Here is a 21,734-nt window from a genome sequence, read left to right as displayed (position 1 = left end):
GTATTATTTCCAGCTCCCCATAAACACGTTGCTCCAGCTGTACCCGGACAAGCACTATAAATATGGATACTTGAATTTGCAGCAGTTGGAGTTAAGCTCACAGCAATATTTCCTGTAAAAGATGGAGTAAACGAATAAAACACATCATTTCCAGCCATATAGTTTGTAGCAGAACCAGTACAAGCTAAAGGCGGTTGTAAATCATTTGTATCTAAAAAATTTGCTGTATTTTCAGTTGAAGAATAAGGCAAAGTACCAACTATAATAGGACCGGCACAAGTATCTCCAAAAGAAGTTGTTTGGAAACTTCGAGGTCCAAACCAATCACTAGTATATTCCCCTAAAGTACCTGTACAAACTTTACGAACTTGAAATTTATACAAAGTGTTCGGTTGTAAACCAGTAGCAATAAATGGATTTGTTAATACGTTTGTATACGTAATAGTAGTTGGTCCACCAAAAGTATCTGAAAATGGACAAACCTGAACTTCCCATTCTGTTGCGCCATCAGGATTTCCCCAACTTAATTGTGCTGAGTCGGTAGATTCATTAGTTGTATTTAATGGAGCCGTTGGAGTACTACATTTTTGTAATAGATTAAAATTATCAATTAACCATCTATCACCATTGTCATTAGTCATAACAAAGGCAATGTATACTAATGTTCCCGCTGGATAAGTTGCTGTATTTAAATCAATAACTTTTTCTTCATAAACATTGGCTACAGTAGTTAAAGATGATTCATCCCATGATTGAATAGTAGTAAAACTCGCTGGATTAGTTTGTGATGTAGTTGAAATCTTTACATCAAACAAACTCAATTGATTACCCGCTTGTAATGTTTTCGTGAAAAAACGAATTTGACCATTAGCTGGTACCGTTAATTGTTTAGTAACCAACCAATCGACAGCAAAAGTTCCATCCGGAACATTTTCACGATTCAAGAAAGCAGATTTACCAACACCTCCATAGGTAAATAATGGATTTGCGGTTTCCGTCCAACTTTGTGACACACCAGTACCGGTCTCAAAAATAGTCCAGCCGGTTGGTGGAAATGTTAGCCCTTCAAAGTCTTCAGTTTGACCAAAAACATTGAAACCTACCAACATTAATAAAAGTAAAAGTAGTTTTCTCATTATAGTGTTTGTGTGTTTAAGTTTATATATTTGTAAACAAATTTAATGAGTCTATTACCCTAGACTAAATTAATCGATATAATGCTTTAAAAATCGACAAAAAACATCGTTGTTATTAATCAAAAAATAACGGTTGTTTTTGTTAAATAAATAAAAAAACAATGTTAGAAATAGAAAAACATAACTTCGAAAAGACTGTTATTGTTGGGATTGTTACTCAAAACCAAAACGAAGATAAGCTAAATGAATATCTTGATGAATTGGAATTTTTAACATTTACAGCGGGTGGTGAAGTTGTTAAAAGATTTACTCAAAAAATGGATAAACCAAATCCAAAAACTTTTGTTGGAACGGGTAAATTAGAAGACATAAAATATTATATTAAAGACCAATCGGTTAGTACCGTTATTTTTGATGATGAATTGTCTCCATCTCAACAAAAAAATATTACTAGAGAATTGGAATGCAAGGTTTTAGATCGTACCAATTTAATTCTAGATATTTTTGCACAAAGAGCCGAAACATCTTATGCTAGAACACAGGTTGAATTAGCGCAATGTCAGTATTTATTACCTCGTTTAACCGGAATGTGGACGCACTTAGAAAGACAAAAAGGTGGTATTGGTATGCGTGGACCTGGAGAAACAGAAATTGAAACCGACCGTCGTATCGTTAGAGATAGAATTTCGTTATTAAAAGAAAAAATCAAAACGATTGACAAACAAATGGCGATTCAAAGAAGTAATCGTGGGGCAATGGTGCGTGTAGCTTTAGTTGGTTATACAAATGTTGGAAAGTCGACTTTAATGAATGCTGTTGGAAAAAGTGAAGTATTTGTAGAAAATAAATTATTCGCCACTTTAGATACAACAGTTCGAAAAACAGTTATTAAAAATTTACCTTTCTTACTTTCGGATACGGTTGGGTTTATTCGAAAATTACCAACTCAATTAGTAGATTCATTCAAAAGTACATTGGATGAAGTTAGAGAAGCCGATTTATTATTGCATGTTGTGGATATTTCACATCCTGATTTTGAGGATCATATCGAATCGGTAAATCAGATTTTAAAAGACATTAAAAGTGATGATAAACCAACGATAATGGTTTTCAATAAAATTGATGCTTACAAATATGTAAAAATTGATGAGAGCGATGAAAGTATCGAAAAAACAACGAAAAATTTCTCTTTAGAAGATTGGAAAAATACATGGATGAGTCAGCTTGGTGAAAGCAAAACCCTTTTCATTTCGGCTACCGATAAAACAAATTTTGAAGAATTTAGAGAAAAAGTATATGAAGCGGTAAGAGAAATTCACATTACACGTTTCCCTTATAACAAATTCTTATATCCTGATTATAAAGATGTAATTGAGGAAGAAAATTAGTGTTCAGTTCTCAGTTTTGAGTGTTCAGTAAAAAACAAAAAATCCAGTCTACGACTGGATTTTTTTATAATTTCAATTATTTCTTTTTGAATAAGGGAACAGCCGAACAAGCTTCACCAAACATGATACTTTTAGAAACTTTCATTAAATATTGAATCGCCAAAGCATATACTTCATTCGGAACGTCTTTTTTAGAACAACCTTTTAAAATGATAGGTTTATCGAAATACTCGGTATAATCCAATTTGTTCAACACATCTTGATACCAATCGATAACAGCTGCTTTCAGATCGCCTTGAATGACTTTTAACGCATATGGCGCTAAATGAACAGTTACCAAAGTGTAAGCCCATGCCGGTAAAATAGCGTCTTCCGAACAATATAAAGCTACGTATTTATCTTCGTAAACAGACCAATCGAAATTTTTTAATTGTTCTCTAAATTCGGTTTCTTTCAAAATAAATCCACCAAACAACCATTGCGAGATGTCTACTACAACCACATGATCATCCGGATAATAATCTTCTAAATCGAAAACCATTAACTTACTATTGGCAACTTTATTTACAATTTCGTCCATTATATTGGTTTATTGTTTTTGGTTTATTGTTATTGGTGCTATTTGCAACTACTAACAATAAACTACAAACATTTTACAACATTCCTAATTCTAATTTTGCTTCTTCACTCATTAAATCTTTGCTCCATGGTGGATCGAAAGTAATTTCTACTTCACACGATTTAATGGTATCAATCCCTTTGATTTTTTCTTCTACTTCCAATGGTAATGATTCGGCAACGGGACAATTTGGCGACGTTAAGGTCATTAATATTTTTACTTCATTGTCTTCGTTAATCATTACGTCGTAGATTAAACCTAATTCATAAATATCAACTGGAATTTCAGGGTCGTAAATACCTTTAAGTACTTTTACAACACTTTCTCCTAAATTGATTTCGTCTTTAAATTCTTCCATATGTCATTGCGAGCTTGCGAAGCAATCTCATTTTAATTATTATTATTTACTGCTTCGCACCAAAAGCTAAAGCATACATTTTAATTTGTTTAATCATTGATACCAATCCGTTAGCTCTAGTTGGTGATAAATGACTTTTTAATCCGATTTCGTCAATAAAATCGGTATTTGCTTCTAAGATAGCTGACGGCGTCTGATTTGAAAAAACACGAATCAGAATAGCAATAATTCCTTTTGTGATTATCGCGTCACTATCGGCAGTAAACACTACTTTATCGTCTTTGTATTCACCATTCAACCAAACTTTAGATTGACATCCTTTAATGGTGTTTTCTTCTGTTTTAAATTTCTCATCGATTAAAGGTAAATTTTTTCCTAAATCGATTACATATTGAAAGCGTTCATCCCAATCATCAAACATTGAAAATTCATCAATGATATCTGCTTGTATTTCTTGTATTGTCATTATTCTTGTTCTGCTAATTTGGTAATTTTATTAACTAAAGTTTCAATTTCAACAGGTGGAAATCCGTGATCGAATCCATTAGCTGGATACTTTACACCTTTCGATTCGAAAATAATATTCGCATGAGCCGCACCATCATAATATCTTTTCTCTGTTGGCCATTTCAAATCTTTCACTTTCTCTAAATCAACTGCTTTCGCTAATGCTGAAATTTCTGTCCAATCTTTATCTGATATTGTCTTTTTATCTGAATATTCTTTAAAGTCTCTATCTCTAGAAATGTATAAGGTTTTGTTTTCTACTTTTAATGCCATAAAAAAACCTCTAGTATTCGCTTCGTAATACATAGTTGGAACTTCAGTTTGCATATTACTTACTCTTGTTTCCACTACTTCTGGCGGTGCAAAATTTGCATTTTCTAATTTCTTTTTTTGGCAATTGCAACCTGTAATCGTAATTACTAATGTTGCTAAGAGAGTAAAAAGTTTCATAACATAAAGATTTAAGATAACATCATTTTTGCTTTTTTAACGGCTTCTACAAATATATCAATTTCTTCTTTAGTATTATAAAAAGCAAAACTTGCTCTTATGGTTCCTGGTATTTTGAAAAAGTCCATTATCGGTTGCGCACAATGATGACCAGTACGTACCGCTATACCTTGTCTATCTATAATCGTGCCAATATCATACGGATGAATATTTTCAATATTGAAAGAAATTACAGAAGCTTTTTTACTCAAATCGGTTGGACCATAAATGGTTACTCCTTCAATTTCTTGTAAGCGTTTTGTTCCGTATTCTAATAATTCATGTTCGTGTTTGGCAATATTATCAAATCCAACTTCATTCATAAAATCAATTGCCGTTCCGAAAGCAATTCCGCCACAAATATTTGGAGTTCCAGCTTCAAATTTATGTGGTAAATCGGCATACGTAGTTTTTTCAAAAGTTACCGTTGCAATCATTTCTCCACCGCCTTTGTAAGGAGGTAATTTACGTAACCATTCTTCTTTACCGTACAACATACCAACACCTGTTGGTCCACACATTTTATGTGCTGAAGTTACGTAAAAATCAACATCTAACGCTTGAACATCTGGTTTGATATGCGGACACGATTGTGCACCATCAATTAACACAGCAGCTCCAACCGCATGCGCTTTTGTAATAATTTCTTCAATCGGATTTAACGTTCCTAATGCATTTGAAATATGATTACAGAAAACCAATTTTGTTTTATCTGATACTAATTTATCGTATTCTTCCATGATTAATTCCCCATGAATACTCATAGGAATCACTTTTAAAATCGCACCTGTATGTTCGCATAACATTTGCCATGGCACAATATTACTATGGTGTTCTAAAGCCGAAACAATAATTTCATCTCCTTTTTGTAATAAAGAGGCAAATCCATTTGCTACCAAGTTGATACTTTCTGTAGTTCCTGAAGTTAAGATGATTTCGTAATTATGTTTCGCATTAAAATGCTTTTGAATTTTCAAACGCGCTTCTTCGTACGCATCTGTTGCAATCTGACTCAACGTATGCACACCACGATGAATATTCGCGTTGTATTTAGAATAATAATTTACAATACTATCAATAACTACTTGCGGTTTTTGAGACGTAGCACCGTTGTCGAAATACACTAAAGGTTTTCCGTTAACGGTTTCAGATAATATTGGAAATTGAGCTCTTATTTTTTGAATATCGAACATACTATATCTTTAAAAATAAAACCGCCCTAAAGCGGTTCCTACTTATTATAAATCAAATCCCATATTTACACCTAATTTGTCGGCGATAATACGAGCAATTTTTGCTTTTAATTCTGGTATTTTTACGCTGCTGGTAACTTCGCTAGTAAACGCATACATTAACAATGCCTTGGCTTCTTTTTTCGGAATTCCACGTTGTTGCATGTAAAACATTGCGTTTTCATCTAATTGTCCGATGGTACAACCGTGCGAACATTTTACATCGTCTGCAAAAATTTCCAATTGAGGTTTTGCGTTAATTGTAGCTTTATCCGTTAACAAGATATTATTGTTTTGTTGGAAAGCATCTGTTTTTTGCGCTTCTTTTTCTACGAAAATCTTACCGTTGAAAACGCCAGTAGCACTGTCATTTAAAATCGTTTTATAGTTTTGGTGACTTTCGCAATTTGGTGTTGCGTGTTGCACTAAAGTATAATGATCTACGTGTTGCTTGTCGCCTATAATCGTAATTCCTTTTAAAGTTGAATCGATATGTTCTCCTTGATGATAGAAATTCAAATTGTTTCTAGTAATATTTCCTCCAAAAGAAAAAGTATGTACCGAAACATGACTATCTTGCTTTTGAGCAATGTAAGTGTTATCAATTAAATTGGCAGTTTGTAAATCATTCTGAACTTTATAATAATCCACAATAGCACGTTTTTGAGCGAAAATTTCAGTAACCGAATTCGTTAAAACTGGGTTATTATTTAAACTCTGATGACGCTCTACAATTTGTACGTGTGAATTTTCTCCAACAACAATTAAGTTTCTTGGTTGAGTCATTAAAGCTGCTTCTGAACCAGTAGAGAAATAAATAATTTCAATAGGTTTTTCTACTACTTTACTTCTTGGAATATTTACATACGCACCTTCTAAAGAAAATGCAGTATTTAAAGATGTTAAGCTTTCTTCTTTACTGGCAATTTTGTTGAAATATTCATCAATAACCATTTTGTATTTAGGTTTGGTTAAAGCCGAAGACATCAAACAAACATCTAAACCATCATGAGTAGTTGAAGACAAATACGAACTGAATTTCCCGTCGATAAAGATAACTTTGTATGTATCTACATCGTTTAAGAAGTATTTTTTTACTTCTGCAAATTCAATAGCATTTTCATTTTTAGCAAATACACTAAAATCGTTTTTTAGAATTGCATTTAACGAAGTATATTTCCAAGCTTCTTCTTTTTTGGTTGGGAAGCCTTTATTTTCGAAGTTTTTTATAGCTGAAGTTCTAATTTCATGTAAATCAGTATTTACATCTGCAATTTTCTCTTCAAACGCCATAAAAGACGATATTAATTTTTCTTTTAATTCCATTTCTTTTAGTTTACAGTTTACAGTGGCAGTTTACAGTTACAGTAAAATCTGTTTACTGAGACTGAGACTGAATACTGATTACTGAATTTCTGCTTTAATCCAATCGTAACCTTTTTCTTCTAATTCTAAAGCTAAAGAGGCATCTCCTGATTTTACAATTTTTCCATCCATTAATACGTGAACGAAATCTGGAACGATATAATCTAACAAACGTTGGTAGTGTGTAATTACTAATACCGCGTTGTTTTCATTTTTTAATTTATTTACACCGTTAGCAACAATACGTAAAGCATCGATATCTAAACCTGAATCGGTTTCATCCAAAATAGCAATTTTAGGTTCTAACATTGCCATTTGGAAAATTTCGTTACGTTTCTTTTCACCACCAGAAAAACCTTCATTTAAAGAACGAGATAAGAATTTTCTATCCATTTCTAATAATTCTGATTTCTCACGAATTAATTTCAACATTTCGTTAGCTGGCATTTCTTCTTGCTTGTTCGCTTTACGTTTTTCGTTGATAGCTGTTTTGATGAAATTAGTTACCGAAACTCCAGGAATTTCTACAGGATATTGGAACGATAAGAAAACTCCTTTATGCGCTCTTTCTTCAGGTGCTAATTCTGAAATTTCTTCACCATCTAAAAAGATTTCTCCTTCTGATACTTCATAATTTTCATTTCCTGCAATGATAGAAGATAACGTTGATTTACCAGCACCATTTGGTCCCATAATCGCATGAACTTCTCCAGCTTTAATTTCAAGGTTGATTCCTTTTAATATGTCTTTGTCTTCTACTGAAGCATGTAAATTTTTAATTTGTAACATGAGATTTATTTATCTTTTAAAAATTTTATTTTATCGTTTTCTATTGTTGTGTTTGCATTTATATAAACATCTCCTAAATAGTTCATTCCTAGATATTCTGCCGATTTTCTAAAAGGCAAGAAAAAATCATAATCTAACTCTTCATCAGATGTATTGGCAATTACTGCCATATTTTTTCCTCTTAATTGTCTACCTAATTCTTTTTCGATAGTTAATAAATCGGAAATTCTATCAAAAAACACTTTCATAATACCACTCATATTATACCAATAAATTGGCGTGGCAAAAATTAGTGTTTCATAATTTTCGATAATCTTCTTCATTAATGGCAGAAAATCATCTTCTCTATTTTTGTTTTCGTAATCGTAATATGAAAATTGGTAATCGTTTAAATTTACGATGTCAAATTCATTTTCATTAGCGATGGTTTCAATAATTTTGGTTGTATTTCCATTATTTCTTGAAGAACCCACTATGATTACTTTGCTGTTTTTCATTTTTATCCTACCGAACCTTCTAAACTAATTTCCAATAATTTCTGAGCTTCTACAGCAAATTCCATTGGTAATTTATTTAAAACTTCTTTACTGAATCCGTTTACAATTAAAGCAATTGCTTTTTCTGTAGGAATTCCACGTTGGTTACAATAGAATACTTGGTCTTCACCAATTTTTGAAGTCGTAGCTTCGTGTTCTATTTTCGCAGTAGAATTTTTCGATTCGATGTAAGGAAACGTATGTGCACCACAATTATTACCCATTAATAACGAGTCACATTGTGAAAAATTACGAGCGTTTTCGGCACGCGGACTAATTTGAACTAATCCACGGTAACTGTTTTGTGATTTTCCAGCAGAAATACCTTTTGAAATAATAGTTGACTTCGTATTTTTTCCTAAGTGGATCATTTTGGTACCCGTATCCGCTTGTTGGAAATTATTGGTAACCGCAATTGAATAAAATTCACCAATTGAATTGTCGCCTTTTAATACACAAGATGGATATTTCCAAGTCACGGCAGAACCTGTTTCTACTTGTGTCCAAGAAATTTTTGCGTTTTTCTCACATAAACCTCTTTTCGTTACGAAGTTGAAAACCCCACCTTTACCTTCTTTGTTACCTGGATACCAGTTTTGAACTGTTGAATATTTAATTTCCGCATCGTCCATTGCAATTAATTCAACAACCGCTGCGTGCAATTGATTTTCATCTCGACTTGGAGCTGTACATCCTTCTAAATAAGAAACATAACTCCCTTCGTCTGCTACTAGTAACGTTCTTTCAAATTGTCCTGTTCCACCTTGGTTGATACGGAAATACGTTGATAATTCCATCGGACATTTTACGCCTTTTGGAATGTAACAGAAACTTCCATCAGAGAAAACTGCCGAGTTTAAAGCTGCATAGAAATTATCTTTCATAGGAACTACCGTACCAATATATTTACGAACCAATTCTGGATGCTCTTTAATCGCTTCAGAAATACTCATGAAGATGATTCCTTTTTCCGCTAGCGTTTTCTTGAACGTTGTAGCTACAGAAACTGAATCGACAACGATATCAATCGCCACGTTATTCATTTTCTTTTGTTCATCCAAAGAAATTCCTAGCTTTTTGTACATCGCTAATAATTCAGGATCTACATCATCTAAAGTTTTATTTGGATCTGCTTTTTTAGGTGCTGAATAATACGAAATCGCTTGAAAATCTGGCTTTTCATAATTAACATTTGCCCATTCTGGCTCAATCATTTCTTGCCATGCTCTAAACGCTTCTAAACGCCATTCTGTCATCCATTCTGGCTCTTCTTTCTTCTTAGAAATGGCACGAACGATATCTTCATTTAGGCCAATAGGAAATGTTTCCGACTCAAGTTCGGTATAAAATCCGTATTCGTATTCTTTATTTTCTAATTCGACTTTTAAGTCGTCTTCTGTATACTTACTCATATTTTTTTATTTATAGAGAGAAACTCTCTCCACAACCACAAGTTCTTTGCGCATTTGGATTATTAAAAACAAAACCTTTTCCATTTAAACCGCCAGAATATTCTAAAACCGTTCCTGCTAAATACAAAAATGATTTTTTTTCAACTGCGATTTTCACATTGTTGTCTTCAAAAACTTTATCATTTTCTCCAATCTCTTTGTCAAATTTCAATTCATACGACAACCCTGAACAACCACCACTTTTCACGCCTACTCTAACGTAATCAATAGCAGCATCAAAACCGTCTTCTTTCATCATGTCGACAATTTTCTTACTTGCAGATTCTGAAACTTTTATCATAACTTTAGTTATTATTTATTATAATTAATTCACACCAAACCCTACTCATTATTGAGATTGTTTCAATGTTCCTTATATTTGTCTTATTTTAAACTTGTCTAAATTAACTGCAAAGATAAGCCATAAAATGCTTTTTACAAGATTTACTAACATTTTTATAACTATTTGACTATAGTTTTAATTTATATAAATTTTTGTAATTTGGCTAAAAATTAAAAAAACGTGTAATCATTACTATTGAAATCGTTTGTTTATTGAAAATTATTCAAGAATAAATAGTCATGAAACCAACACTAAACAGAACAAAAACTAGTTATGAAACTTTACCCAATAGAAGCAGGAAATTTTAAGTTAGATGGTGGTGCCATGTTTGGAGTAGTTCCTAAAACAATTTGGAGCAAAACCAATCCAGCAGATGCTAATAATTTAATTGATATTGCGGCACGTTGTTTGTTAATTGAAGAAGGGAACAAACTTATTTTAATAGATACCGGAATGGGTACTAAACAATCCGAAAAATTTTTTGGTTATTATTCTCTTTGGGGCGATCATTCTTTAGATAAATCATTAAAAAATGCAGGATTTCATCGTGATGATATTACCGATGTTTTTATGACGCATTTACATTTCGACCATTGTGGTGGAAGTGTCAATTGGAATGCCGATAAAACAGGTTACGAAGTAGCTTTTAAAAATGCTTCTTTTTGGACCAACGACAACCATTGGGAATGGGCTACAAAACCAAATTCTCGTGAAAAAGCTTCTTTTTTACATGAAAACATCATTCCGATGCAAGAAAGCGGTCAGTTGAAATTCATTAACAGACCTGATTCTGATTTTTTAAAAAATTCTGAATTAGGCTTTGATATTTTATTTGCCGATGGTCATACCGAAAAACAAATGTTACCACACATCAATTATAAAGGAAAAACTATTGTATTTTGCGCCGACTTACTACCCACTGCAGGTCATATTCCTATTCCGTATGTAATGGGTTACGACACGCGTCCGCTATTAACCTTAGACGAAAAAGCAAAGTTTATGAATGCTGCCGCTGATAACAATTACTATTTGTTTTTAGAACACGATGCGCATAATCAAATCATTACAGTAGAGCGAACAGAAAAAGGTGTTCGATTGAAAGAAGTCTTCTCTTGTGAAGATATTTTTTAAAAAAATGTTAAATAATGTAACACAAACCAAATAATACTTACAAATCAAAAATTAAAATTTAATCGTATGAATTTAAGAATCAAACCTTTATATCTATCATCAGCATTAGCATTGGCTTTAGTTGGTTGTGGATCGGCATCTAAAATGGTTTCAACTCCAGTTGAAAATATTGACAAAATGCCTTTAAAAACTACTCCTTTAGCGGAAAAAGATTTACAAAGATGGTCGCATTTAGATTTAACTAAAGACACGGTTCCTGGAATGAGTGTAGATAAAGCATATGCTGAATTACTAAAAGGGAAAAAAGGTCAGAAAGTTATTGTTGGAATCGTTGATTCTGGAGTAGATATTAATCATGAAGATTTAAAATCGGTAATCTGGACCAATCCAAAAGAAATCGCTGGAAATAAAATTGACGATGATAAAAACGGATATGTAGATGATATTCATGGTTGGAATTTCTTAGGAGATGCTGTTCATGAACAATTAGAAATGACACGTATTGTAAAAAAAGGACCAGGTACTCCTGATTACGATAAAGCGAAAGCACAATTAGATGAAGAACTTCAAAATTTACAAGGTGAAAAACAGCAATTAGACATGATTTTAAATGCTGATAAAGCGCTTAAAAATCATTTGAAAAAAGACAATTATACCTTAGAAGATATTAAAAAAATTGAAAGTACAGACCAAAGTGTGTTACAAGCTAAAGCTATGTATTCTCAAATTTTAACAGGTATGACTAAAGCGGAATTCGACAAAGAAATTGAAGGCTTTAAAGATTATGTTTATGGTCAATTAAACTACAATTTAAATGTAGATTTCGATGGAAGAAAAATTGTTGGTGATAATCCGGACGACATAAAAGATACTAAATACGGTAACAATAATGTTGTTGGTCCAGAGCCAAAAGAAGCTAAACACGGAACGCACGTTGCCGGAATTGTTGCTCAAGTAAGAGGAAACAAAAAAGGTGGTGATGGTGTAGCAAACAATGTTGCAATTATGGCTGTTCGTGCAGTACCAAATGGTGATGAGTACGATAAAGATATCGCTTTAGGTATTCGTTATGCAGTAGATAATGGTGCTAAAGTTATTAATGGTTCATTTGGAAAATATTTTTCTCAACACTCTTCTTGGGTAGTTGATGCAATTAAATATGCAGCTTCAAAAGATGTTTTAGTAATTTTTGCAGCGGGTAACGATTCTAAAGATTTAGATAAAGAAAACAAATTCCCAACAGATTCATACAATAACGAACCAGAATTTGCTAATAATGTTTTAATCATTGGAGCATTAAATGTAGATTATGGTAGTAAAATGGTTGCTGGTTTTTCTAACTACGGAAAAAACAATGTAGATATTTTTGCTCCAGGTATGAAAATTTATGCAACAACTCCATTAAATACATACGAATATTTACAAGGAACATCTATGGCTTCTCCAAACGTAGCTGGTGTTGCTGCTTTAATTCGTTCGTACTATCCAAGTTTAACAGCAAATCAAGTGAAACAAATTATAATGGAAAGTGGAACTTCTTTAAGCAACACGATTTCTGTAGGTGAAGACAAGCATAAAGCTTCTTTTTCAGATGTTTCAAAAACTGGAAAAATTGTAAATGCTTACAATGCTTTAATAATGGCAGAAAAAATGGCTAAAAAATAGTCTTATAAAATAGTTAAAAAACCACAAAGTTTGAACTTCCCGTTTATCTTTGTGGTTTTCTTATTTATACCAAATTCAAACGCATGAAAAAATTAATTACCAATTTGTTTATCCTAACTGTTGGATTTTCATTTGCTCAAAACAATCCAAATCCTGGGTATTGGCAACAACACGTTGATTATAAAATGAACGTGAATATGGATGTAAAAAAATACCAATACAAAGGAAATCAGGAATTAGCGTATACTAATAATTCACCTGACACCTTGAAAAAAGTGTTTTTCCATTTATACAATAATGCTTTCCAACCCGGAAGCGCAATGGATTTACGTTTACAAACTATTGCCGATCCAGACAAACGTATGGTTCGTAAATTCATGAAAGAAAACAAAGAAGTAAAAGAAAGTAAAATCAGCACGTTGAAACCAAATGAAATTGGCTATTTAAATGTATCGAACTTTAAACAAAACGGAATGGTTGCTCAAACAAGAGTGGTTGGAACAGTTTTAGAAGTTACGTTACCACAAGCTATTTTACCAAAATCATCTACTAATTTTACCTTAGATTTTGATGGTCAAGTGCCGTTACAAATTCGTCGTTCAGGTAGAAATTCTGAAGAAAACGTGGCGCTTTCAATGACGCAATGGTATCCAAAAATGGCTGAATATGATTTCGAAGGTTGGCATGCAGATACTTATATTGCTAGAGAATTTCACGGTGTTTGGGGAAATTTTGATGTGAACATTACAATTGATAAAGAGTATACTATTGGTTCAACAGGATACCTTCAAAATAAAAATGAAATTGGAAAAGGGTATGAAGATGCAGGTGTAGTAGTGAAATATCCAAAGAAAACAAAAACGCTGACTTGGCATTTTGTAGCACCAAATGTGCACGATTTTGCTTGGGGAGCTGATGCCGAATACATTCATGATAAAATTATGGGTGAAAACGATACAGAATTGCATTTCTTCTATAAAAACAAGAAAGAAAATATAGAGAATTGGAAAAAAATGCAACCAAAAACAGCTGAATTATTAGCGTATTTCAACAAGCATGTTGGAACGTATCCGTACAAACAATATTCGGTAATTCAAGGTGGTGATGGTGGTATGGAATATGCTATGTGTACTTTAATTACAGGTAACAGAAGTTATGGAAGTTTAGTTGGTGTAACGGCACACGAGTTTGCACACAGTTGGTTTCAACATATTTTAGCTACTAACGAATCGAAACATTGTTGGATGGATGAAGGATTTACGACTTTCATATCTGATTTAGCCATGAATGAAATTTTACCTCCAAAAGAACCGGAAAGTCCGTTTGCCGATTCGTACAGTAATTATGTTTTTGTAGCAAATTCTGGAAAAGAACAACCATTAACGACACATGCTGATCGTTATGATTTAAATCAATCGTATGGTATTGGAGCGTATAGCAAAGGGGAAATCTTTTTAGCTCAATTAGGATATATCATCGGTCAGGAAAACCTTGAAAAAACAATTAAAAAGTATTATGCCGATTATAAATTCACGCATCCAACTCCAAATGACATTAAAAGAACCGCTGAGAAGGTTTCTGGAGCGAATTTAGACTGGTATTTAAACGAATGGACACAAACTACCAATACAATAGATTATAGCATTAAATCGGTTGAAAATAACAAAATCACTTTAGAAAGAAAAGGCAGAATGCCAATGCCTATTGATGTAGTGGTAGAATACAGTAATGGAGATAAAGAATATTTCTATATTCCGAATACGTTAATGCGTTGGGAAAAACCAAATCCATATACACATCTTAAAAGAACTGTTTTAAATGGTTGGGATTGGGCTCATCCGACATATACTTTTGAAACACCAAAAGAAAAAGGTGGTATTAAAATTATTGTAATCGACCCAAGTAATTTAATGGCTGATGTGAAAAAAGAGGATAATGTAAAATATCCGAAACAACCATAAAATAAAAAAAGCCGATTGAAATTCAATCGGCTTTTTTGTTAAGTAACTATTTATAAATTTTTTTTAGAATCTTTATAATGCAACAAAGCAAAAATTAAACATAATGAAATAATACATATTTTAATTATATCAAATGTATTATAGATGTAAATTTTCCCATTAATAACTTCTGTAATAAAACCGATTATTAATAATCCTATCAAAATAATTAAGTTTGTTTTTTTCATTTTTATATTACCAATAATTCATACAATTTCCAAATTCATAAACTGCAACTGCAGCTCAAATTGCGCCTAAATATTTTGAAGCAACTTTTTAAAAAAACTATTGGCAGAAGATTTAATTTCAAATTTTAGAATTGAATAATTTTTGCAAAAATAATTAGTTTTTAATAATCAATTTACCTTCTTGTTCATAGCCATTTTCATCATAAATATGATATATATAAATATTAGGTGTTAATTTAGAAATATTGATTTCATTAGTTAAAACAATATTATCTATAAACATTTCACCATTCATATTAAAAATTCTTATTTTATGCTTTGCAAAATTAGAGCCTTCAAATTTAATTAGATCTTTTGTAGGATTAATCATTAATGAAAATCTCTCTTGTGAAATAGATTTTGACTTTGCAATGCATTTACAAACTGTAGTATCATCATTACAACAAGCATAATAACCTGTGCCACACGACACTTGACAACCGGTGCTTACTGGACCTATTGTAGAATTTACAGAACATTCCGTAGCACCTGTACCTCCACTAGTACAAGACATACTTAAAGTTGAATTATTAGAAGATAATTTATTAATGTTTAAATCAAAAAAAGAAGTGTTACTATTCCCTTTTTTAATTTCAAAATCACCTATTCTTTTACTTAAACCTATACAAGAATAAAAATTCTCATTGGATATTTTTCTATCAATAATAAAATAATAAATTTTATCAGAAATTTTTATGTTTAATTGTTTATTTTTCAAATCAAAAATAATTTGAAAATCAGTGTATTCTCCCTCTAATTTTAATACAGATGATTCTTCAAATTGAATAATATAGTTCTCAATATTCTTTTCATCCTGATTAATTAAAATTGAAATCTCATTATTGTTACTCGAAATATTCATTTTTCTATTTTGTGAAAAAGAACATATTGAAAATAATATAATAAAATTTAAAAAAATATTTTTCATAATAAATTATTAGTTTAGGTACTTATTATAATTTTTGTTTCAAATTATTCTCGAGAAATTTGAACTACAAATCTAAAATGAAAAAAAAAAAAAAACGTTACGGCAAATCCATAAAAATTGTTAAATTTTAACAATTAAAAAACTAATAAATCAAGATTTAAAACAAAGTAAAAGTAAAATCTTATTTAAAACATTTTTTATTAAATACGATTAAAATCCCGAAACCAGTTGAAATGGCCACATCGGCAACATTAAAAATAGCATTGAAAAAAGTAAAAGGTTTTCCGCCAACAATTGGTAACCATTCTGGTAAATCGCCTTTCCAAATTGGAAAATAGAACATATCAACTACGTTTCCATAAAGTAATCTTCCATAAGGTTCGTTAGAAAAAATAGTTGCTACTTGAGCGCCACTATCGTTAAACATTACACCGTAAAAAATTGAATCAATTAAATTTCCTAAAGCTCCAGCTAAAATTAAACAAATAGCTACAATTAAAAACTTAGATTGTTCTTTTTTAATTGAATCCCAAAGCCACCACATGATAACTGGTGAAATTAATATTCTAAAAACCGTTAAGGCCAATTTACCATATTCGCCAGGTAATTGAGCGCCCCAAGCCATACCTTCGTTTTCAACAAACAAAATTTTAAACCAACTAAACACAGATACTTCTTCATGAAGTATAAAATTTGTTTTTACGTATACTTTAGAAATTTGATCGATTAGTATAATTAGGAAAATAAATATATAAGCCTTTTTAACAGTCATTCTTTTTAAATTTTTTACAAAAGTAGTTTTTTTATTAAAAAAAAACGCTCCAAAAGGAGCGTTATTATCAATATTAACGATTTTTAACGTTGCATGTTTTTTGCTTCAATACTCATGGTTGCATGAGGAACAAGTTTTAATCTGTCTTTATTGATTAATTTACCTGTTACTTTACAAATACCATAGGTTTTGTTTTCGATACGAATTAAAGCATTTTTTAAATCACGAATGAATTTTTCTTGACGAATAGCTAATTGCGAATTCGCTTCTTTAGACATCGTTTCGCTTCCTTCTTCAAAAGCTTTAAATGTTGGAGATGTATCATCTGTTCCGTTATTTAAGTCATTTAAGTAAGCACTTTTGATTAAATCTAAATCGTTTTTAGCTTTTTCTAATTTCGATTGAATTAATTCTTTAAATTCTGCTAATTCAGCGTCAGAGAATCTTATTTTTTCCTCTACCATAATTCATTAGTTTTAGTTATTTCCATTTAGGGACTACAACCAATGTAGGTTTCCCTATTTAGAAATTAAAATTATTGTTTCTAGTTCATCAAACTCAATTTCCGTACCATTTTTAATTTCTGGTACAAAAACTAATTCATTTGTAAGTGTTTCTGACTTTATGTACGATTCATTTGCGATGACCGCTTGTTCAATAATTTCGTTGTTTTGAATTTGAACGGTAATTTTATCTGTAACTTCAAAACCAGAATCCTTACGAATATTTTGAATTCTGTTGACTAACTCTCTTGCTATTCCTTCCTTACGTAATTCTTCAGAAATTGTAATATCTAAAGCAACCGTAATTCCGTTAGAATTGGCTACTAACCAACCTGGAATATCTTGAGAAGAAATCTCAACATCTTCGATTGTTAAAGTAATACTTTTTTCTGAACTAACAATTGTTATTTCGCCTGCTTTATCTAATTCATTAATTTGCTCTTGCGAAAATTGTTGTATTTCCTTGGCAATCAAGCCCATATCCTTACCGAAACGTGGTCCTAATGCTTTGAAATTTGGTTTAATTTGCTTCACTAACACGCCAGAAGCGTCGTCTAACAACTCTATTTCTTTTACGTTAACCTCAGCCTTTATTAAGTCCGCCACAGCTAAAATTTCCGACTTGAAAACCTCGTCAAGTACCGGAATCATTACCCTTTGTAAAGGTTGACGTACTTTTATCATTTCCTTTTTTCGTAACGATAATACTAGCGATGATATCGTTTGTGCCTTCTGCATTCTACTTTCTAGCGATTTATCAACAAAGTTTTCAACTGAAACCGGGAAGTTTGCTAAGTGAATACTTTCAAAACTTTCCTTATTTGTCGTGGCATTCAGGTCTTTATAAAGCTTATCCATAAAGAACGGAGCTACAGGTGCCGATAATTTAGCAACTGTCTCTAAACATGTATAAAGCGTCTGATAAGCTGCAATTTTGTCTTGCGCATACTCACCTTTCCAGAATCTGCGACGGCATAAACGTACGTACCAGTTACTTAAATTCTCCTGCACGAAATCGGAAATTACACGTGTTGCACGAGTTGGTTCGTAATCTGCATAGGCTTCATCAACTTGTTGAATTAACGTATTTAATTCCGATAAAATCCAACGGTCAATTTCTGGTCTTTCTGCTAAAGGAACCTCCGCTTCACTATAGGTAAATCCGTCGATGTTAGCATATAACGCAAAGAACGAATACGTATTGTATAACGTTCCGAAGAATTTTCTACGTACCTCAGCTACACCTTCAATATCAAATTTTAAGTTATCCCAAGGATTAGCATTCGAAATCATGTACCAACGCGTCGCATCAGGACCGTATTCTGCTAAAGTTGTAAAAGGATCAACTGCATTTCCTAAACGTTTCGACATTTTTTGTCCGTTTTTGTCTAGTACTAAACCGTTTGAAACTACATTTTTATAAGCTACTTTATCAAATACTAATGTTCCAATCGCATGTAAGGTATAAAACCAACCACGTGTTTGGTCTACTCCTTCCGCAATAAAATCAGCTGGAAAAGCTTTATTCTCTTCAATTAATGCTTTATTTTCAAATGGATAATGCCATTGTGCATAAGGCATAGCACCAGAATCAAACCAAACGTCAATTAAATCTGATTCACGTTTCATTGGTTTACCACTTTGAGAAACTAAAACGATAGTATCAACAATGTTTTTATGTAAATCCACTAAATCGTAATTTGATTCCTCCATATTTCCGATTTCGAATCCTTTGTATGGATTTTCCGTCATGAAACCTGCAGCAATTGCTTTTTCAATTTCGTTGTATAATTCTTCAACTGATCCAATACAAATTGTTTCTGTTCCTTCGTCATTTCTCCACAATGGTAATGGAATTCCCCAATATCTTGAACGCGATAAGTTCCAATCGTTAGCATTTTTTAACCAATTTCCGAAACGACCTTCACCAGTTGCTTTTGGCTTCCAATTGATAGTTTCGTTTAAATCGAACATTCTGTCTTTGATTTCAGTTACTTTAATGAACCAAGAATCTAACGGATAGTATAAAATTGGTTTGTCAGTTCTCCAACAATGAGGATAACTGTGTACATATTTTTCAACCTTAAAGGCTTTGTTTTCTTCTTTTAATAAGATTGCGATTTCAACATCAACTGATTTTTCAGGAGCTTCGCCATCGTTATAGTATTCATTCTTCACATATTTTTCAGAATAAACACCTAAACCTTTGATGAATTTACCTTGTAAATCAACTAAAGGAACTGCGTTTCCATTTTCATCTAACACTAACATTGGCGGTACTTCTGGAGTAGCTTCTTTCGCTACTTTAGCATCATCCGCTCCGAAAGTTGGTGCTGTGTGTACAATACCTGTTCCATCTTCTGTAGTTACGAAATCACCAGAAATCACTCTAAAAGCATTTTCTGGTGTTTGATATGGTAACGCCCAAGGCAATAATTGTTCGTAACGAATTCCAACTAAATCCGCACCTTTTGCCTCAGTTAATATTTGATATGGTATTTTCTTATCTTCCGATTTGTAGTTTGCAAAATCTTCTTCCGTTTCAGCTACAAAATATTTTCCACCAAACTGTTTTCCAACTAAATTCTTAGCTAAAATAATATTGATTGGTTCGAAAGTATATTGATTGAACGTTTTAACTAAAACATAATCGATTTTTGGCCCAACTGTTAACGCTGTGTTACTTGGTAACGTCCAAGGTGTAGTTGTCCAAGCTAAGAAATGAATAGTTCCGAAACCTTGTAAAAAGTTTGGTAACGTTTCTTCTAAAGCTTTAAACTGTGCAACAATTGTAGTATCTGTAACATCACGATACGAACCTGGTTGATTTACTTCATGAGAAGATAAACCGGTACCTGCTTTTGGTGAATACGGTTGAATCGTGTATCCTTTGTATAATAAATCTTTAGTATAAATTTGTTTTAGTAACCACCAAACCGATTCCATGTATTTCGATTTGTACGTTACATACGGATCTTCCATATCTACCCAATACCCCATTTTTTCGGTAAGGTCGTTCCATACGTCTGTATAACGCATAACCGTTCTTTTACACGCTTCGTTGTATTCGGTAACCGAAATGGTTTTTCCGATATCTTCTTTAGTAATACCTAATTCTTTTTCGGTACCTAATTCTACAGGTAAACCATGTGTGTCCCAACCCGCTTTACGCTTAACTTGGAATCCTTTTTGAGTTTTATAACGACAAAAAATATCTTTAATAGCGCGTGCCATTACGTGGTGAATTCCAGGTAATCCGTTTGCAGAAGGTGGTCCTTCAAAAAATACATACGGTTGGTTTCCTTCACGTGTAGTTACACTTTTATCGAAGATGTTATTTTTTTTCCAAAAATCAAGAACTTCAGATGCTACTGTAGGCAAGTCAAGTCCTTTGTATTCAGTAAATTTTGTGTTCATTTTATCGTTTTCTAAAATCAATCTGCGAAAGTAATCAATATAAGTAAAAAGGCAAAAGTAAAAAGGCAAAAGTTACTTGGTTTAACAAAACTTTACTAAAAAATTTAAATGTTTTTAGTAATTGATCTATTTTATTAAAAAATTTATTCCAATTCTAACTATAGAAATAAAAAAAACCATTAGTACAATTATGTCTAATGGTTTTTAAAAAAGTTTCCGAAGTTTGTGTTTTTTCCTCACGTATCTCTTAGTTTCTTATATTAATAACAATCCATTTATTTAACATTCCATCATATACAAACTCAATTGTTCCTACCCCTGAAGTAGCAGTTGCAGACCCTAAAGTATCAATATGGTTTAATGGATTTGAAGAACTCATATTGTTAATTGTTAAGTTTACCGCAGAAGAATTATAAATAATAACATGTCTACCGTCTACACCTCCCGAAATTCCTGAAATGGTGTAATTATGACCAGCTGCTAATCTAAAAACAACTACATCAATATTAGCGCCATTTAAATCTAAATTAAGATTATCAAAATTTTGATTTGGTGCTACTGTAACAATTGGTACTCCAATGATTTTGTATTTTGTTGGGGAACTTGTATTAGTATTAGAAAGTTCATTGTCTTTTAACATTAAACCTTCACCTACTTTTATAGAAGTAATATCACCTTGACTACAATTACCTAAAAGAGTTTCCGATGTTGTAGTGTTATTTGTATTGGTAACGCGTAAGTTACCTTGTACATGTAAAGTTGCTTGAGGATTAGTAGTTCCAATACCAACTTGTGCAAAATTAAATTGTATGAAAAGTAATGTAATGATGCGGGCAATTAATTTGTATTTTTTATTCATAACTCTATTATTTAACATT

The 21,734-nt window shown here is 32.0% G+C and carries 20 protein-coding genes; 4 read left to right on the top strand and 16 right to left on the bottom strand.

Features of this window, described 5'->3' with window-relative positions:
- On the bottom strand, positions 1 to 1,136 hold a 1,136-nt coding region (locus tag BMY86_RS08135), incomplete at its 3' end, for a choice-of-anchor J domain-containing protein (RefSeq protein ID WP_143065628.1).
- Positions 1,137 to 1,297: 161 nt separating this feature from the next.
- Here BMY86_RS08135 and hflX point away from each other — a divergent pair.
- A complete protein-coding gene (gene hflX, locus BMY86_RS08130) occupies positions 1,298 to 2,524 on the top strand; it encodes a GTPase HflX (protein WP_091467472.1) in 1,227 nt (408 codons plus the stop codon).
- Between the two features lie 76 nt (positions 2,525 to 2,600).
- Here hflX and BMY86_RS08125 read toward each other — a convergent pair whose 3' ends face one another.
- The 10 genes from BMY86_RS08125 to BMY86_RS08080 all read right to left on the bottom strand — a co-directional run bounded on the left by BMY86_RS08125 (position 2,601) and on the right by BMY86_RS08080 (position 10,171).
- Complete coding sequence (locus BMY86_RS08125) at positions 2,601 to 3,104, bottom strand: DUF2480 family protein (protein ID WP_091467470.1); 504 nt, start codon at positions 3,102 to 3,104, stop codon at positions 2,601 to 2,603.
- A 73-nt stretch (positions 3,105 to 3,177) separates the two neighbouring features.
- Positions 3,178 to 3,501, bottom strand: a complete 324-nt coding sequence (locus BMY86_RS08120; protein ID WP_091467467.1) for an SUF system Fe-S cluster assembly protein — start codon at positions 3,499 to 3,501, stop codon at positions 3,178 to 3,180.
- A 46-nt stretch (positions 3,502 to 3,547) separates the two neighbouring features.
- Positions 3,548 to 3,967, bottom strand: coding sequence for a SufE family protein (locus tag BMY86_RS08115; protein WP_091467465.1), 420 nt, complete (start codon positions 3,965 to 3,967; stop codon positions 3,548 to 3,550).
- Positions 3,967 to 4,458, bottom strand: a complete 492-nt coding sequence (locus BMY86_RS08110) for a hypothetical protein (RefSeq protein ID WP_091467463.1) — start codon at positions 4,456 to 4,458, stop codon at positions 3,967 to 3,969. Before BMY86_RS08110 ends, BMY86_RS08115 begins: the two co-directional genes overlap by 1 nt.
- 11 nt (positions 4,459 to 4,469) lie before the next feature.
- Positions 4,470 to 5,690, bottom strand: a complete 1,221-nt coding sequence (locus BMY86_RS08105) for an aminotransferase class V-fold PLP-dependent enzyme (protein WP_091467461.1) — start codon at positions 5,688 to 5,690, stop codon at positions 4,470 to 4,472.
- Between the two features lie 45 nt (positions 5,691 to 5,735).
- Positions 5,736 to 7,055 carry a Fe-S cluster assembly protein SufD gene (gene sufD, locus BMY86_RS08100; RefSeq protein WP_091467459.1) on the bottom strand — a complete coding sequence of 440 codons (1,320 nt, stop codon included), beginning with the start codon at positions 7,053 to 7,055 and terminating at the stop codon, positions 5,736 to 5,738.
- Between the two features lie 78 nt (positions 7,056 to 7,133).
- Positions 7,134 to 7,883, bottom strand: a complete 750-nt coding sequence (sufC, locus tag BMY86_RS08095) for a Fe-S cluster assembly ATPase SufC (RefSeq protein ID WP_091467457.1) — start codon at positions 7,881 to 7,883, stop codon at positions 7,134 to 7,136.
- Positions 7,884 to 7,888: 5 nt separating this feature from the next.
- Positions 7,889 to 8,380, bottom strand: a complete 492-nt coding sequence (locus BMY86_RS08090; protein ID WP_091467454.1) for a flavodoxin family protein — start codon at positions 8,378 to 8,380, stop codon at positions 7,889 to 7,891.
- 2 nt (positions 8,381 to 8,382) lie between these two features.
- The gene (gene sufB, locus BMY86_RS08085; RefSeq protein WP_091467452.1) at positions 8,383 to 9,831 is read right to left on the bottom strand and encodes a Fe-S cluster assembly protein SufB; all 1,449 of its coding nucleotides are present in this window, start codon (positions 9,829 to 9,831) and stop codon (positions 8,383 to 8,385) included.
- 10 nt (positions 9,832 to 9,841) lie between these two features.
- Positions 9,842 to 10,171: a HesB/IscA family protein gene (locus BMY86_RS08080; RefSeq protein ID WP_091467449.1), complete on the bottom strand. Its 330-nt coding sequence runs from the start codon at positions 10,169 to 10,171 to the stop codon at positions 9,842 to 9,844.
- Positions 10,172 to 10,486: 315 nt separating this feature from the next.
- Here BMY86_RS08080 and BMY86_RS08075 point away from each other — a divergent pair, with 315 nt between their 5' ends.
- The 3 genes from BMY86_RS08075 (at position 10,487) to BMY86_RS08065 (ending at position 14,970) form a co-directional block, all read left to right on the top strand.
- A complete protein-coding gene (locus BMY86_RS08075; protein WP_091467447.1) occupies positions 10,487 to 11,344 on the top strand; it encodes an MBL fold metallo-hydrolase in 858 nt (285 codons plus the stop codon).
- Between the two features lie 66 nt (positions 11,345 to 11,410).
- The gene (locus BMY86_RS08070) at positions 11,411 to 13,009 is read left to right on the top strand and encodes a S8 family peptidase (protein ID WP_091467445.1); all 1,599 of its coding nucleotides are present in this window, start codon (positions 11,411 to 11,413) and stop codon (positions 13,007 to 13,009) included.
- An 83-nt stretch (positions 13,010 to 13,092) separates the two neighbouring features.
- On the top strand, positions 13,093 to 14,970 hold the full coding sequence (locus BMY86_RS08065) for a M1 family metallopeptidase (protein ID WP_091467442.1): 1,878 nt from the start codon (positions 13,093 to 13,095) through the stop codon (positions 14,968 to 14,970).
- 381 nt (positions 14,971 to 15,351) lie between these two features.
- Here BMY86_RS08065 and BMY86_RS08060 read toward each other — a convergent pair whose 3' ends face one another.
- The 5 genes from BMY86_RS08060 to BMY86_RS08040 all read right to left on the bottom strand — a co-directional run bounded on the left by BMY86_RS08060 (position 15,352) and on the right by BMY86_RS08040 (position 21,715).
- On the bottom strand, positions 15,352 to 16,098 hold the full coding sequence (locus tag BMY86_RS08060; protein WP_143065627.1) for a T9SS type A sorting domain-containing protein: 747 nt from the start codon (positions 16,096 to 16,098) through the stop codon (positions 15,352 to 15,354).
- 247 nt (positions 16,099 to 16,345) lie between these two features.
- Positions 16,346 to 16,936 (bottom strand): lipoprotein signal peptidase, encoded by a 591-nt coding sequence (locus tag BMY86_RS08055; protein ID WP_091467438.1) that lies wholly within the window; start codon positions 16,934 to 16,936, stop codon positions 16,346 to 16,348.
- 83 nt (positions 16,937 to 17,019) lie between these two features.
- Entirely contained in the window at positions 17,020 to 17,400 is a 381-nt protein-coding gene (locus BMY86_RS08050) for a TraR/DksA family transcriptional regulator (protein ID WP_091467435.1), read from the bottom strand.
- A 54-nt stretch (positions 17,401 to 17,454) separates the two neighbouring features.
- The gene (gene ileS, locus BMY86_RS08045) at positions 17,455 to 20,856 is read right to left on the bottom strand and encodes an isoleucine--tRNA ligase (protein WP_091467503.1); all 3,402 of its coding nucleotides are present in this window, start codon (positions 20,854 to 20,856) and stop codon (positions 17,455 to 17,457) included.
- 247 nt (positions 20,857 to 21,103) lie between these two features.
- Complete coding sequence (locus BMY86_RS08040) at positions 21,104 to 21,715, bottom strand: hypothetical protein (RefSeq protein ID WP_143065626.1); 612 nt, start codon at positions 21,713 to 21,715, stop codon at positions 21,104 to 21,106.
- Between the last annotated feature and the right edge of the window lie 19 nt (positions 21,716 to 21,734).

Origin of the sequence: Flavobacterium urocaniciphilum (assembly GCF_900110615.1) — a bacterium.
GTDB classification, from domain to species: Bacteria; Bacteroidota; Bacteroidia; order Flavobacteriales; family Flavobacteriaceae; genus Flavobacterium; species Flavobacterium urocaniciphilum.
The sequence above is the reverse complement of the archived record's forward strand: the minus strand, read 5'-3'. Positions and strand labels throughout refer to the sequence as shown.